At 64.1% G+C, this 13536-nt stretch carries 12 protein-coding genes; 8 read left to right on the forward strand and 4 right to left on the reverse strand.

The features are described 5' to 3' along the window. The 5 genes from ACIPOO_RS00270 (at window position 1) to ACIPOO_RS00290 (ending at window position 6785) form a co-directional block, all read left to right on the forward strand. Window positions 1-903: an efflux RND transporter periplasmic adaptor subunit gene (locus tag ACIPOO_RS00270; RefSeq protein WP_400603565.1), complete on the forward strand. Its 903-nt coding sequence runs from the start codon at window positions 1-3 to the stop codon at window positions 901-903. Beyond that, window positions 900-2324: an efflux transporter outer membrane subunit gene (locus ACIPOO_RS00275; RefSeq protein ID WP_400603567.1), complete on the forward strand. Its 1425-nt coding sequence runs from the start codon at window positions 900-902 to the stop codon at window positions 2322-2324. The genes ACIPOO_RS00270 and ACIPOO_RS00275 overlap by 4 nt, the downstream gene beginning before the upstream one ends. 697 nt (window positions 2325-3021) lie before the next feature. Beyond that, on the forward strand, window positions 3022-3855 hold the full coding sequence (locus ACIPOO_RS00280) for an aldo/keto reductase (RefSeq protein WP_400603569.1): 834 nt from the start codon (window positions 3022-3024) through the stop codon (window positions 3853-3855). A 123-nt stretch (window positions 3856-3978) separates the two neighbouring features. Further along, window positions 3979-4995: a transporter gene (locus ACIPOO_RS00285; RefSeq protein WP_274131963.1), complete on the forward strand. Its 1017-nt coding sequence runs from the start codon at window positions 3979-3981 to the stop codon at window positions 4993-4995. Window positions 4996-5180: 185 nt separating this feature from the next. Further along, on the forward strand, window positions 5181-6785 hold the full coding sequence (locus ACIPOO_RS00290; protein ID WP_274131961.1) for an inorganic phosphate transporter: 1605 nt from the start codon (window positions 5181-5183) through the stop codon (window positions 6783-6785). Window positions 6786-6888: 103 nt separating this feature from the next. Here the strand turns inward: ACIPOO_RS00290 and ACIPOO_RS00295 are convergent, their stop codons facing one another. Next, window positions 6889-7803 (reverse strand): LysR substrate-binding domain-containing protein, encoded by a 915-nt coding sequence (locus tag ACIPOO_RS00295; protein ID WP_274131960.1) that lies wholly within the window; start codon window positions 7801-7803, stop codon window positions 6889-6891. Between the two features lie 315 nt (window positions 7804-8118). Between ACIPOO_RS00295 and ssuD the strand changes: the two genes are divergently transcribed. Next, complete coding sequence (ssuD, locus tag ACIPOO_RS00300) at window positions 8119-9255, forward strand: FMNH2-dependent alkanesulfonate monooxygenase (protein ID WP_274131959.1); 1137 nt, start codon at window positions 8119-8121, stop codon at window positions 9253-9255. A 142-nt stretch (window positions 9256-9397) separates the two neighbouring features. Continuing rightward, window positions 9398-10501 carry a sigma-54 interaction domain-containing protein gene (locus ACIPOO_RS00305; protein WP_400603573.1) on the forward strand — a complete coding sequence of 368 codons (1104 nt, stop codon included), beginning with the start codon at window positions 9398-9400 and terminating at the stop codon, window positions 10499-10501. Window positions 10502-10525: 24 nt separating this feature from the next. On the opposite strand, the gene ACIPOO_RS00310 is transcribed toward ACIPOO_RS00305, so the two are convergent. Continuing rightward, entirely contained in the window at window positions 10526-10861 is a 336-nt protein-coding gene (locus tag ACIPOO_RS00310; RefSeq protein ID WP_274131958.1) for an antibiotic biosynthesis monooxygenase, read from the reverse strand. 169 nt (window positions 10862-11030) lie between these two features. Here ACIPOO_RS00310 and soxR point away from each other — a divergent pair, with 169 nt between their 5' ends. Then, window positions 11031-11492: a redox-sensitive transcriptional activator SoxR gene (gene soxR, locus ACIPOO_RS00315; protein WP_274131957.1), complete on the forward strand. Its 462-nt coding sequence runs from the start codon at window positions 11031-11033 to the stop codon at window positions 11490-11492. On the opposite strand, the gene ACIPOO_RS00320 is transcribed toward soxR, so the two are convergent. Continuing rightward, on the reverse strand, window positions 11483-11971 hold the full coding sequence (locus ACIPOO_RS00320; RefSeq protein WP_400603576.1) for a hypothetical protein: 489 nt from the start codon (window positions 11969-11971) through the stop codon (window positions 11483-11485). The two genes, soxR and ACIPOO_RS00320, sit on opposite strands and share 10 nt — an antisense overlap. Window positions 11972-12108: 137 nt before the next feature. Then, window positions 12109-13524 (reverse strand): FAD/NAD(P)-binding protein, encoded by a 1416-nt coding sequence (locus ACIPOO_RS00325; RefSeq protein WP_400603578.1) that lies wholly within the window; start codon window positions 13522-13524, stop codon window positions 12109-12111. Between the last annotated feature and the right edge of the window lie 12 nt (window positions 13525-13536).

The following is a 13536-nucleotide window of genomic DNA, read 5'->3' on the forward strand; positions in this document are numbered from 1 at the left end:
ATGAAAAAACCTCTACTGACTCTGGGCCGTGTGGTCCTGACACTGCTGGTCGTCATCCTCGCCGCCATCGTCGTCTGGCGCATGGTGATGTATTACATGTACGCGCCCTGGACCCGCGACGGCCATATCCGTGCCGACGTGATCCAGATCGCCCCGGACGTGTCCGGCCTGATCGAGAAAGTCTCGGTCACCGACAACCAGGCCATCACCAAGGGCCAGGTGCTGTTCACCATCGACCAGGACCGCTTCCGTCTGGCCCTGCGCCAGGCCCAGGCGACCGTGGCCGAGCGCAAGGAGACCTGGGAACAGGCCCAGCGCGAGAACAAGCGCAACCGTGGCCTGGGCAACCTGGTCGCCCGCGAGCAACTGGAAGAGAGCCAGTCCAAGGAAGCCCGCGCGCTGTCGGCGTTGAACGAGGCCCAGGTGGCGGTGGATGCCGCGCAATTGAACCTGGATCGCTCGGTGATCCGCAGCCCGGTGGACGGCTACCTCAACGACCGCGCGCCACGGGACCGCGAGTTCGTCAGTGCCGGGCGGCCGGTGCTGTCGGTGGTCGACAGCGCCTCGTACCACATCGACGGCTACTTCGAAGAAACCAAGCTGGACGGTATCCACATCGGCTCGCCCGTGGACATCCGCGTGATCGGCGACAACGCCCGCCTGCGCGGCCACGTGGTGAGCATCGTCGCCGGTATCGAAGACCGCGACCGCAGCAGCGGCTCGAACCTGCTGCCCAACGTCAACCCGGCGTTCAGCTGGGTGCGCCTGGCCCAGCGGATTCCGGTGCGCATCGCCTTTGACGAAGTGCCGCAGGATTTCCGCATGATCGCCGGGCGTACCGCCACGGTGTCGATCATCGACGAGGCCAAGGCCAAGGCCAACGACAAAGGAGCCGCGCAATGAAACACAGCGCGCGCCTGCTGACCGTCGGTTTAGGCATGCTCCTGTCGGCGTGCACTGTGGTTGGCCCTGATTACAAGCTGCCCAAGGACGCCGCCGTGAACCGTGCGGACCTGCAGGGCGAGATTGCCGGATCGTCGTCGAACGTGGTGTCGGCGCCGGTGCCAGCGGACTGGTGGCGCCTGTATCACGATCCGAAACTCGACGAACTGGTGCGTCAGGCGCTGGTGTCCAGCACCGACCTGCGCGTCGCGGCGGCCAACCTGCAGCGAGCCCGCTACCAGACCGACGAAGCCGATGCCGCCGGTGGTTTTACCAACACCGCCAAGGCCGGAGTCCAGCGCCTGCAGGAGGCCGGGCAGGCGTTTCTGTTGCCGGAAAAAGTCCCGGTCGCCAACGTCGCCGACGTCGGCCTGACCACTTCTTACCAGTTCGACCTGTTCGGCGTGCTGCAACGCGGTATCGAAGCGGCCCAGGCCAACACCGATGCGGCCCAGGCGGCGGCGGACACGGCGCGAATCACTCTGGTGGCCGATGTCGTGCGTTCCTACACGCAAATCTGCGCGGCCAATGAAGAACGCAACATCGCCTTGCACTCGCTGGACCTGCAAAAACAGAGCGTCGACCTGACCCAGCGCCTGCGCGATGCCGGGCGTGGCGACGAAACGCAGGTGACCCGCACGCAGACCCAGTTCAAATCCCTGCGCGCCGAACTGCCTCGCTATGACGCGGCGCAAAAGGCCGGGTTGTACCGCCTGTCGATGCTGCTGGCCAAGCCGCTGGAGCAATTGCCCAAGGGCGTGGCCGACTGCGCCGAGCTGCCGCATATCGCCCAGGTGATGCCAGTTGGTGACGGCGCCGCGCTGCTCAAACGCCGCCCGGACGTGCGTCAGGCCGAGCGCCGCCTGGCAGTGTCCAGCGCCGCGATTGGCGTGGCCACCGGCGAGCTGTATCCGGACATCAGCATCGGCGCCACCGTCGGCACCGTCGGCATCCTCAAGGAGTTGGGCGAGCCCTCGACCAACCGCTGGGGCTTTGGCGGCGTGATCAACTGGACCATCCCGTCCAACGGCGCCCGCGCCCGCATCCACATGGCCGAAGCTTCGAACCAGGCGGCCCTGGCGCACTTCGACGGCGTGGTGCTCAACGCGATCCGCGAAGCCCAGACCAGCCTGTCGCAATACACCGCCCTGCTCGAACGCCGCGACGCCCTGGCCGACGCCGAACAGTCCGCCAAACAAGCCGCCGACCAGACCCACCGCTTCTTTGTGGCCGGCCGCGAATCCTTCCTGGCCGACCTGCAGGCCACCCGCACCTACACCGACGTCACCGCCCAGCTGTCAGCGGCCAACACCCAGGTAGCGATGGGACAGATCGACCTGTTCCTGGCTCTGGGCGGGGGTTGGGAAGGCAGCCACCGGTAGCGGCATGGCTTGCTTGCAACGGCGCCCTCAAAATCGCCGACGCCGGCAAGCCGGACTGCTACGGATGTCGTCACCTCAACCCCGTAGGAGCGCGCTTGCCCGCGACGGCGCCCTTGAGATCGCTCCCGCCGGCAAGCCGGACTGCTACGGGCGTGTTCACCTCACCCTGTAGGAGTGAGCTTGCTCGCGATGGCGTTCTTGAGATCGCTCCCGCCGGCAAGCCGTGCTGCTACGGGGCGGTGTACAACCAAGGCTTTTGATCTTGGTGCGCGATGGCACAGGCGCCGCAGGGCGCGACGTCAAGGCGCCAGGCCGAGCGCAGGTGCCGTGGAGGGGGATGAGCGGCAGGAAGCCGCGAAAGCCGTGCGGGCCAGGGACGGCCCATCATGGCGTGCCCCCGGAACGGCGCCGGAGTCGAGGGAAGTCCGAAGGACCCCAGCCTGTCGCAGGGCTTTTTTGGTTACTTTTTCAGCTCTTGGAAAAAGTGACCCGCCGTAAGGGCGGAAAGCGCAATCAGCACCACCCAAAGAAACGGATATACACCCTACCCTAGCGTCATCCCAAGACGCGGAGCGTCACTAAAGCCGTTACCACGCGGAGCGTGGGAACGATCATCACCGTGCCGCGCATATGCAATTGAACCCTCGCCCGCCTACACTGCCTCATCTCTCTATACCCACCCGGCAGGAGGCACCCCATGCGCACGTTGCAACTGGCAGACAAAACCGTCCCCGTCATCGGCCAGGGCACCTGGCACATGGGCGAAGATCGCGCCCAGCGACAGGCCGAAGTAGCCGCCCTGCAACACGGCATCGAACAGGGCCTGACCCTGATCGACACCGCCGAAATGTACGGCGAAGGCGGTGCCGAAGAAGTGGTCGGCCAGGCTATCGCCGGCAGGCGCGATCAGGTCACCCTGGTGAGCAAGGTCTACCCGCACAACGCCAGCAGCAAAGGCGTGATCGCCGCCTGCGAACGCAGCCTGCAGCGCATGAAAACCGACCACATCGACCTCTACCTGCTGCACTGGCCAGGCTCCTACCCACTGGAAGAAACCGTAGAAGCCTTCGAAGGCCTGCGCGTGGCAGGCAAGATCGGTCGTTGGGGCGTATCGAACTTCGACGTCTCGGACCTGCTGGAACTGGACACCATCGCCTCGGGCACGCCCTGCGCCACCAACCAGGTGCTGTACAACCCCGCCGAACGCGGCATCGAATACGACCTCATCCCCTGGATGCAAAACGCCTTGATGCCACTCATGGCCTACTGCCCCATCGGCCAGGCGGGTGACCTGCTGATGAACCCGGCGCTGATGCAGATCGCCGAGCAGCACAACGCCACTCCCGCGCAGATCAGCCTGGCCTGGGTGATCCGTCAGGAGGGTGTGATCGCCATCCCCAAGGCGGTGGATCCCCTGCACATCCAGCTCAACGCCGATGCTGCAAGGATCGAACTGAGCATCGAGGACGAGCTGCTGATCAACACCTCGTGGCCGGCACCGATTCGTAAAAAGCGCCTGGCGATGGTGTAATACGTCGCCGGTAAATGAAATCGTAACCTTGCGATACAAACCGTCACAAAACTGTCAAAACCGCTTGCGATGATGCCGCTTTCAGCCCCGTGCCCCAGCGGCACGCATCGCCTGCGAGCCCTCATGAATCAAAGCATTGCCCGGCATCAGGACTCTGACATCTTCGGTCTGCTGTATGGATTCCGTTTCCGTATCGATGAGCCGGGGCGCGAGATTGATTCGGCCACTGCGCTGGAATTTCTGCGCAACCCCGCCGAGCCCGGGGAATTCATCTGGCTGCACCTGAACCTGGCCCACGCCAGCTGCGAGCGCTGGCTCAAGACGAATCTGGATTTACCCGACGAATTTCTCGAAGCGCTGCATGAAGGCTCGCGCTCGACCCGCATCGAGCACGTCGACTCGGCGCTGCTGGCGGTGGTCAACGACGTGGTGTTCGACTTCAACCGGGTCTCGACCGACATCGCCACGATGTGGGTCTGCGTGCGCGGCAACCTGATGATTTCCGCTCGCCATCAGCCGCTGCGCTCGGTGGACAAGCTGCGCTCCTCGGTCAAGCGCGGTGAGACCTTCCGCTCGCCGCTGGAACTGCTGGCGCACCTGCTGCGCGACCAGAGCGAAGTGCTGGCGCAGTTCATGCGCAAGACCAGCATCAGCGTCGACAAGATCGAAGACCAGCTCCTGTCCCAGCGCCTGAGCAACAACCGCACCGAACTTGGCACCATGCGCCGGGTGCTGGTGCGCCTGCAACGCCTGCTGGCGCTGGAGCCTGGCTCACTGATGCGCTTGCTGCACCGACCGCCGCAATGGCTGCTGGAGGAAGACTTGCAGGAGCTGCGCCAGTCAACCGAAGAGTCGGCGCTGGTCATCAGCGACCTCACCGCCCTGGGCGAGCGGATCAAGCTGTTGCAGGAAGAAATCGCCGCCAACCTCAACGAACAGAGCAGCCGCACGCTGTTCACCCTGACGGTGGTCACGGTGCTGGCCCTGCCGATCAACATCGTGGCGGGCTTCTTCGGCATGAACGTCGGCGGCATTCCGCTGGCCACCGATCCCCATGGCTTCTGGGTGCTGGTGGCACTGGTGGCGTCGTTCACCTTCATCGCCGGGCGCTGGGCATTTCGCAAGAGTCGGGATTATTGACCTGGCGACAAGCGCCCACTCACATTGAGTCTTCCTGAAAGAAAAATGGCCCTTTGACGCCATTTTTTTGAAGCCCGTTAATCGCTTACAGCCAATAAATACGCAGTCTTGCTGACTTGCGTCGTATCTCTGTCACATTTTGTAATGAAGATATTCACCATCCCATCTCAACAGGATTGTGAATCATGGCGACCCCCTCTATGGCTCAAGGCTCACCGAGCCTTAGCTCCCAATTCGGCCGCAAGCCCGGCATCCTGACGATGGTGATCTTCTTCGCCGTCCTCGGCCTGGGCCTGCTCTACACGGCCTACAGCCTGAAATCGGACATGGATGAGCTGGGCACGGTCGTCACCACCTGGGTGCCGTTCCTGCTGCTGGGCGTCGCGCTGCTGATCGCCCTGGGCTTCGAGTTCGTCAACGGCTTCCATGACACCGCCAACGCGGTGGCAACGGTCATCTACACCCACTCCCTGCCGCCGAACTTCGCGGTGGTGTGGTCCGGTGCGTTCAACTTCCTGGGCGTGCTATTTTCCAGCGGCGCCGTGGCGTTCGGCATCATCGCGCTGTTGCCGGTGGAACTGATCCTGCAGGTCGGCTCGTCGGCCGGCTACGCGATGATCTTCGCCCTGTTGATCGCCGCCATCCTGTGGAACCTGGGCACCTGGTGGCTGGGCCTGCCAGCATCGTCGTCGCACACCCTGATCGGTTCGATCATCGGCGTGGGCGTGGCCAACGCGCTGATGCACGGCCGTGACGGCACCAGCGGCGTGGACTGGACCCAGGCGACCAAGATCGGCTACTCGCTGCTGCTCTCGCCACTGGTGGGCTTCACCTGCGCCGCGCTGCTGCTTCTGGCCCTGCGCGCCTTCGTGAAGAATCGCGCGCTGTACAAGGCGCCGGAAGGCAACACCCCGCCGCCGCTGTGGATTCGCGGCCTGCTGATCGTGACCTGCACCGGCGTGTCCTTCGCCCACGGCTCCAACGATGGCCAGAAAGGCATGGGCCTGATCATGCTGATCCTGGTCGGCACCCTGCCGATGGCCTACGCGCTGAACCGCACCATGCCGGCCGACCAGTCGGTGCAGTTCGCCGCCGTGGCGCAAGTCACCCAGCAGGCGCTGACCAAGGCTGCGCCGTTGCCAGCCCCGGCCGACTCGCGCAAGACGCTGTCCGAGTACATCCGCGACAAACAGGCCACTCCCGAGCTGGTGCCTGCGCTGGCGGTGATGGCCGGCAAGATCGGCGACCAGGTCGCAAGCTACGGCTCGCTGGCCAAAGTGCCTGCCGAGGCCACGGCCAACGTGCGTAACGACATGTACCTGACGTCCGAAGCCATTCGCATCATGGACAAGAACAAGGTCGGCAACTTCGACGCCGACACCCAAGGCAAGGTGCAGCTGTTCAAGCAGCAGATCGACAGCGCCACCCGCTTCATCCCGCTGTGGGTCAAGATCGCTGTCGCCATCGCGCTTGGCCTGGGCACCATGGTCGGCTGGAAGCGCATCGTAGTCACCGTCGGTGAGAAGATCGGCAAGACCCACATGACCTACGCCCAGGGCGCCTCTGCCGAAGTGGTCGCGATGCTGACCATCGGTGCGGCCGACATGTACGGCCTGCCGGTGTCGACGACCCACGTGTTGTCTTCGGGCGTGGCTGGCAGCATGACCGCCAACGGTTCGGGCCTGCAGATGCGCACCCTGCGCAACTTGGCCATGGCCTGGGTCCTGACCCTGCCTGCGGCGATCCTGCTGTCGGGCGGGCTGTACTGGCTGTTCACCCAGATTTTCTGATTTGCAGAGCTTCCGTGCTCTCCTTCACAGGCGCTCAGGCGCCTGTTTTTTTGCCTGCTGCATCGCTCCTACCGGCAAGCCGTGCTGCTACGGGAACGGGGTGTCAGATCGACAACCCCTGAAAATGCGCCTGCAAAAACTCCACACACACCCGCAGCTTTCCGGAACTGGCCAGCCGCGTCGGGTACACCGCCCAGACGTTGGCGGTTTCGGTGTATTCGGGAAGTACCTGCACCAGCCTGCCCTGCTCCAGAAAGGGCTTCACATCCCACAGCGAACGGTGCAGCACCCCGCGCCCGTCCAGCGCCCATTGCAGGACGATCTCGCCGCTGTTGGATGACAGCGGCCCGCTGACCCGCACCGTCTCCGGCACCCCGTCGCGCTCCACATGCCAGATGCCAAAGGCGTTGTCGCGCTCCTTGATAACCAGGCAATCGTGCTGTTCGAGATCGGCCAGTTGCGTGGGTGTGCCACGTCGGGCCAGGTAGTCGGGGGCTGCGCACAGCACGCGGTGGTTGCTCGCCAGCTGCCGGCCGATGTGCTGGCCGGGGATGTCGTCGCCGACGCGGATTTCCAGGTCGAAGCCTTCGCTGACGATGTCCACCACGCGGTCGAACAGGTCCAGGCGCACCTCCAGGTCCGGGTAGGCCCGGGCCAGCTTCGAGATCGCCGGGGCGACGTGGTTGCGGCCAAAGCCCAGGGAGCTGCACAGGTGCAGTTTGCCCCGTGGCGCCTGATGGGCCTCGGACAGTTCGTCATGCAGCAACTGGAAATCTTCAAGGATCCGCACCGCCCAGCGCTGCACCCGCTCGCCGTCTTCAGTGAGGGCGATCTTGCGGCTGGTGCGATGCAGCAGGCGCGTGGCCAGGGTCGTCTCCAGAATCTGGATGCGCTTGCTGACATAGGCCGGTGACAGGCCGAGTTCTTCGGCGGCGGCGGCGAACCCGGACTTGCGAATCACGGTGAGGAATACCCGCAGGTCTTCGGGCAGGGGTGCTGCTTCTTTTTTTGTGGTCATGCGGGTTCTTTTTGTCAGGATCTGAAAACAACCCCTGTAGGAGCGCGCTTGGTCTGGGCCGCAATCGGACGACGGCGTCGTGTCAGGCGAACAACATCACAGGCCGATCGCAATCGCGGGCAAGCGCGCTCCTACAATCTGGATCGCGTCCAACAATACCACTCCTCGTGGGCCGTACGTTTCGAGATGTAACGCAAGGCATATCTCCAATAGTTCTAAAAATATGGAATTCAGTTCTTTTACGGAATAAATCGCAGCCTCTATAAATAGCCCCACTTATTCCAAAAGCCACTGATTCTGCTCGAAGGACTTCTCATGGATGTTTTCTGGTTTCTACCGACCCACGGCGATGGCCACTACCTGGGCACCACCAAGGGCGCGCGCCCGGTTACGCTCAATTACCTGAAGCAAGTGGCGCAGGCCGCTGACGACCTGGGCTACCACGGTGTGCTGATTCCCACCGGCCGCTCCTGCGAAGACTCCTGGGTGATCGCCTCGGCGCTGGTGCCGCTGACCGAGCGCCTGCGGTATCTGGTGGCGATCCGTCCGGGCATCATCTCGCCGACCGTTTCCGCGCGCATGGCCGCGACCCTGGACCGGCTGTCCGGCGGGCGCTTGCTGATCAACGTGGTGACCGGTGGCGACCCTGACGAGAACCGTGGCGACGGCAGCTTCCTCGATCACAGCGAGCGTTATGAAGTCACCGACGAATTCCTCAAGATCTGGCGCCGGGTGCTGCAAGGCGAAGCGGTGGATTTCGAAGGCAAGCATTTGAAAGTGCAGAACGCCAAGGCCCTGTACCCGCCGATCCAGAAGCCCTACCCGCCGCTGTATTTCGGCGGATCGTCCGAGGCGGCCCATGAACTGGCCGCCGAACAGGTGGACGTGTACCTGACCTGGGGCGAGCCGCCAGCGGCAGTGGCCGAGAAACTGGCCGACATCCGCGAGCGCGCCGCCCGCAATGGCCGCACCGTGAAATTCGGTATCCGCCTGCACGTGATCGTGCGCCAGACCAGCGAGGAGGCGTGGAAAGCCGCCAACACCCTGATCGAACACATCAGCGACGAAACCATCGCCGCTGCGCAGAAATCCTTCTCGCGCTTCGATTCCGAAGGTCAGCGCCGCATGGCCGCGCTGCATGACGGGCGTCGCGACAACCTGGAAATCGCACCGAACCTGTGGGCCGGCGTCGGCCTGGTTCGTGGCGGCGCGGGCACGGCGCTGGTGGGCAATCCCGAGGAAGTCGCCGCACGGATCAAGGAATACGCGGACCTGGGCATCGAGAGCTTCATCTTCTCCGGCTACCCGCACCTGGAAGAGGCCTACCGCTTCGCCGAGCTGGTCTTCCCGCTGCTGCCAGAACCGTACCGCAGCCTGGCCGGACGCGGCATCACCAACCTGACCGGGCCCTTCGGCGAGATGATCGCCAACGACCTGCCGCCGCAGAAATAACGAGCATCAAGAAAGCCCCTCGCCTGTAGGAGCGCGCTTGCCCGCGACGGCGGTGTGTCAGTTGCACATGTAGGTGCAGACAGATCGCAGTCGCGGGCAAGCGCGCTCCTACAGTGCAGGCGTCTGCTGAAAAGGAATCAACATGCAGCTACTGACCCTACCGCCCTCCCCGGCCCTGGCCACCTCGATCCGCGCCACCGCGCAGGTGTTCGAAGACCCCAAGTCGCGGGCGCTGCTGGCCCATGTGCAACAGGTCGCGCCCAGTGATGCCAGCGTGCTGATCATCGGCGAGACCGGCACCGGCAAGGAGCTGGTGGCGCGTCACATTCACAACCTCTCGGCCCGCCGCCACCAGCCGTTCGTGGCGGTGAACTGCGGCGCGTTTTCCGAATCCCTGGTGGAAGCCGAGTTGTTCGGCCATGAGAAAGGCGCCTTCACCGGCGCCCTCACCGCCAAGGCCGGCTGGTTCGAGGAAGCCAACGGCGGCACCCTGTTCCTGGACGAAATCGGTGATCTGCCGATGGCGATTCAGGTCAAGTTGCTGCGCGTGTTGCAGGAGCGCGAAGTGGTGCGCCTGGGTTCGCGCAAGAGCACGCCGATCAACGTGCGCGTACTGGCGGCCACCAACGTGCAACTGGAACAGGCGATCAACGCCGGGCATTTTCGCGAAGACCTGTTCTATCGCCTGAACGTGGTCAACCTGGTGTTGAGCACACTGCGCGAACGCCCTGGCGACATCATGCCGCTGACCCGCCACTTCATCGAGGTCTACAGCCAGCGCCTGGGCTGCGGGCCGATCCAGATCAGCGACGACGCCGAGCACAAGCTGCGCACCTACGGCTGGCCGGGCAATATTCGCGAGCTGGAAAACGTCATTCATCACACGCTGCTGATCTGCCGCAACGGCGTGATCCAGCCCAGCGACCTGCGATTGTCCAACCTGCGCCTGGAGCGTCAGGAAGAAGCTACGGTCGCCATCGACGACTCCACCGAAGCCTTGCTCAGCCGAGCGTTCCAGAGGTTGTTCGAGGAGCAGGCAGGCGCGCTGCATGAGAAGGTGGAAGACAGCCTGCTGCGGGCGGCCTATCGGTTCAGCCACTACAACCAGGTGCATACCGCGCAGTTGCTAGGCCTGAGCCGCAACGTGATTCGTGCGCGCCTGATCAGGATCGGTGAGCTGGCGGTGAACAAGCGTCGCCCCGGCGAGCAGTTGCAGGGTGACCGAATGGTGCAATTGTCCGTGTGATCGATGCCGCCACAGGCCGCCTGTTCAGCGCGGCCCGACAATCTCCCCCACCTGTTCGTAGGCATTGAATGCCATCGCCGTGGTCCGGTAGGCACGAATCAGGTTCCACAGGTCGCCCTCTCCTTTCTCTGCGTTGGCAAAGGCCTTTTCACAGTCGGACCTGGATTGCCACAGCACATGGCTGAGGACCCGGCGCTGGTCTTCGCTGACGTGCACGCTGGCGCGGATGAAGCCTGGATAGGTGCGGGTGAAGCGCTCGAAATGCTCATTCAAGGCATTGACCAGCCCGGTCTGGTGCGGCGGATTGACGGTGAACTCGATGAACTGGCTGAACGGAAGGTTTGAGTCTTGTGACGTCATGAACGCTCTCCACTGATGACAGGTGTTACTGAGCACAATGCTCCACAGCCGGGTGTTGCGAACTACGTTTCTTGCGCCGGGCCTCGACGCAAACAGGCCGGTTGCGATTCAACGCTGCGAAGGGTAAAACCTCCACTTAACTAGAGGTCAAGAAGCATTTGGTATAAATATGCGCGCCAGCGATTCCATTCACCTTCCCCGCGAACTCACCGTCGGCCAGTTGGCTGCCCGCAGCGGCGTGGCCATTACCGCGCTGCGGTTCTATGAATCCAAGGGCCTGATCAGCAGCCAGCGCAATGCCGGCAACCAGCGCCGGTACGCACGGGACGTGCTGCGGCGCGTGGCGTTGATCAAGACCGCCCAGCGCCTGGGCATTCCGCTGGCCAGCATTCAGGTGGCGTTCCAGAACCTGCCCCAGGACCATCCGCCCACGCTGCAGGACTGGAACACCCTGTCGAACTGCTGGAAAGCCGATCTGAACGAGCGCATCAATCGCCTCACCGCCCTGCGCGACCAACTCAATGGCTGCATCGGCTGCGGCTGTCTGTCGATGGAAGCCTGCCCGCTGCGCAACCAGGGCGATAACCTGGGTGAGAGTGGCGTGGGCCCCGTGCTGCTGGATCAGGACTGAATGTGTTGCGGGCCCACCAGCGTGGCCGCCAGCACCCGGTCACCGTTCGAGAGCTGCATCTGTTGCATGGCCTGATTGAGCTGGTTGGTGGCCTGCAGCAGCGAGCTGTTCATGGCCATGATTTCCATCTGCAACTGCCGCATCTTGGCCTCGCGCACCTGCCTGGACAGTGAACGGTCACTCATGAAGGCCTGCATGTCCTGCATGCGCTTGGCAATGCGTTCCTGGAGCGCGCGAATCATCTTCAACTGATCCTTGATCCGGTCCGGCAGGTTCGTGGCATCGATATCGGCGTTCTTGTCGCCGCTCCTGGCCGCCTTCTGGGCTTCGGGCGACAGCAGCACTTCCACGCTCTGGCGCATCTGCTCGGCGGCACTGGGCAGCTCGGCGCTGTCATCGTTCGATGGCTGAGCCTTGGTCGCTGTCTGCGGCAACAGCACGGCCGCATCGGCCGGGTTCCTGAAATTCAGACTCAACATGGGTGAACGCCTCCATAGCTTTGAATCACCCACGATGTCCAGACGGATCGAGCGGGTCCTGCAAGGTTCTCGGCCCGTTCGGATAGTGCTTTAGGGTAAGGCGCAGGAATTGTGTCGGAGTCGACACAATTCCCCGGTCAGCCGAATTCCGCCAATCGAATCGCCAACGCCTTGGCCTGCAAGGCCACATCGGTCACCGCCGTGCTCTCCCACCACAATCCACGCAACGGCGGGCCCATGGCGAACAGCCGGTCCGACACCTGCCCCTGGGCATCCAGCACCGCGCCGCCGGCATCGGCAGCGATTCCCAGTGCGAGCGGACCCGGCTGAACCAGGCCTCGCTCCAACAGATTGCGCGGCAGAGCGCGGTCGACGCGGCGCCAGTCGTACTGGATGCCGGTGGAGTTGATCAAGGCATCGCCGCTGACCTGGCTCGCCCGCTCCTCGCCACGACGGCGCACCTGAATGCTCACCTTCCCCGCCTCGGCGCTGTCGACACCCAGCAAGGAGGCGGCATGAATGTTCAGCCGCCCCTCCTGCACCAGACGCTCGAGCAACCTCGCGCTGGGCGGTGGCGAGCGGTGGTGGTGGCTCTCCCACCAGGGCCGCACGTGGCGCACGAACTGGCGCCGCTGGACGTCGGTCGCCTGGCTCCACAAGCGACCGATGTGCACGCGAACGGTGTCCAGCGGTGCCTGCCAGTCAATACCCTGGGCAATCGCCCGGGCACACTGTTCACGCAGTGCGCGAACCAGTTGCCGGGTGCTGCGAATGCTGTGATCGGCGCCAAGAAAATCCGGCCATGCCGGCGGTTGCCGACGCACATGGGGCAGCAAACCATGGCGGGAGAACACATCGATGGGCCCACGATGCCCGGCCTGCTCCAGCGACACCACGGCATCGACCATGGTCAGGCCCGAACCGATGATCAACACGCGGCCCTGGGGGTCGAGGCGGGACATGGCTTGCACATCCCAAGGGTCTACGGCGGCTGCGTTGAGGGCGTTGGAATCCCGTTGCGGGGTGCGGGCGGCGGCGAACATGCCGGTGGCCAGCACCGCGAAGCGGCCGGTCAGTTCGGCGCCGTCGGCCAGGGTCAAGCGAACGCCCGAGGCGCTGTGTTCAAGGTCACTGACTTCGCCACGCACGTGCTCGACGCTGGAGCCGTGCCGCGCCCCGAGCGCTTGCGCCTCTGCCAGGCGTTGCTGAACATAGAGGCCGAAAATCCCCCGGGGCGGGAACAGCTCGGCCACCGGTACGTGTTCATCGTCCGATTCCGGCCAGCCGCCTGCGGCAATGAAATCGGCGAGCCACTGGGTCAGGTCGTCGGCGTTGTCCGGGTCGACGCTCATGCGCGCCGCGTTGCCGTTGAGGGTGTGCCCAAGCTCGGTGGCGCTGTAGGCCTCGCCCCGCCCCAGTTCGCTGCGCGATTCCACGATTGTGATGCGACGTTGCCCCGCGAGGCGCAGCAGCTGCACCGCGAGCATGGTGCCACTCAGGCCACCGCCGACGATGAGAATGTCTGCGTCCGGTCGACTGTTGTCTGCGGTCATTGTTGTTTCGCC

Source organism: Pseudomonas sp. NPDC090201 (assembly GCF_044746825.1).
GTDB lineage: Bacteria > Pseudomonadota > Gammaproteobacteria > Pseudomonadales > Pseudomonadaceae > Aquipseudomonas > Aquipseudomonas putida_AD.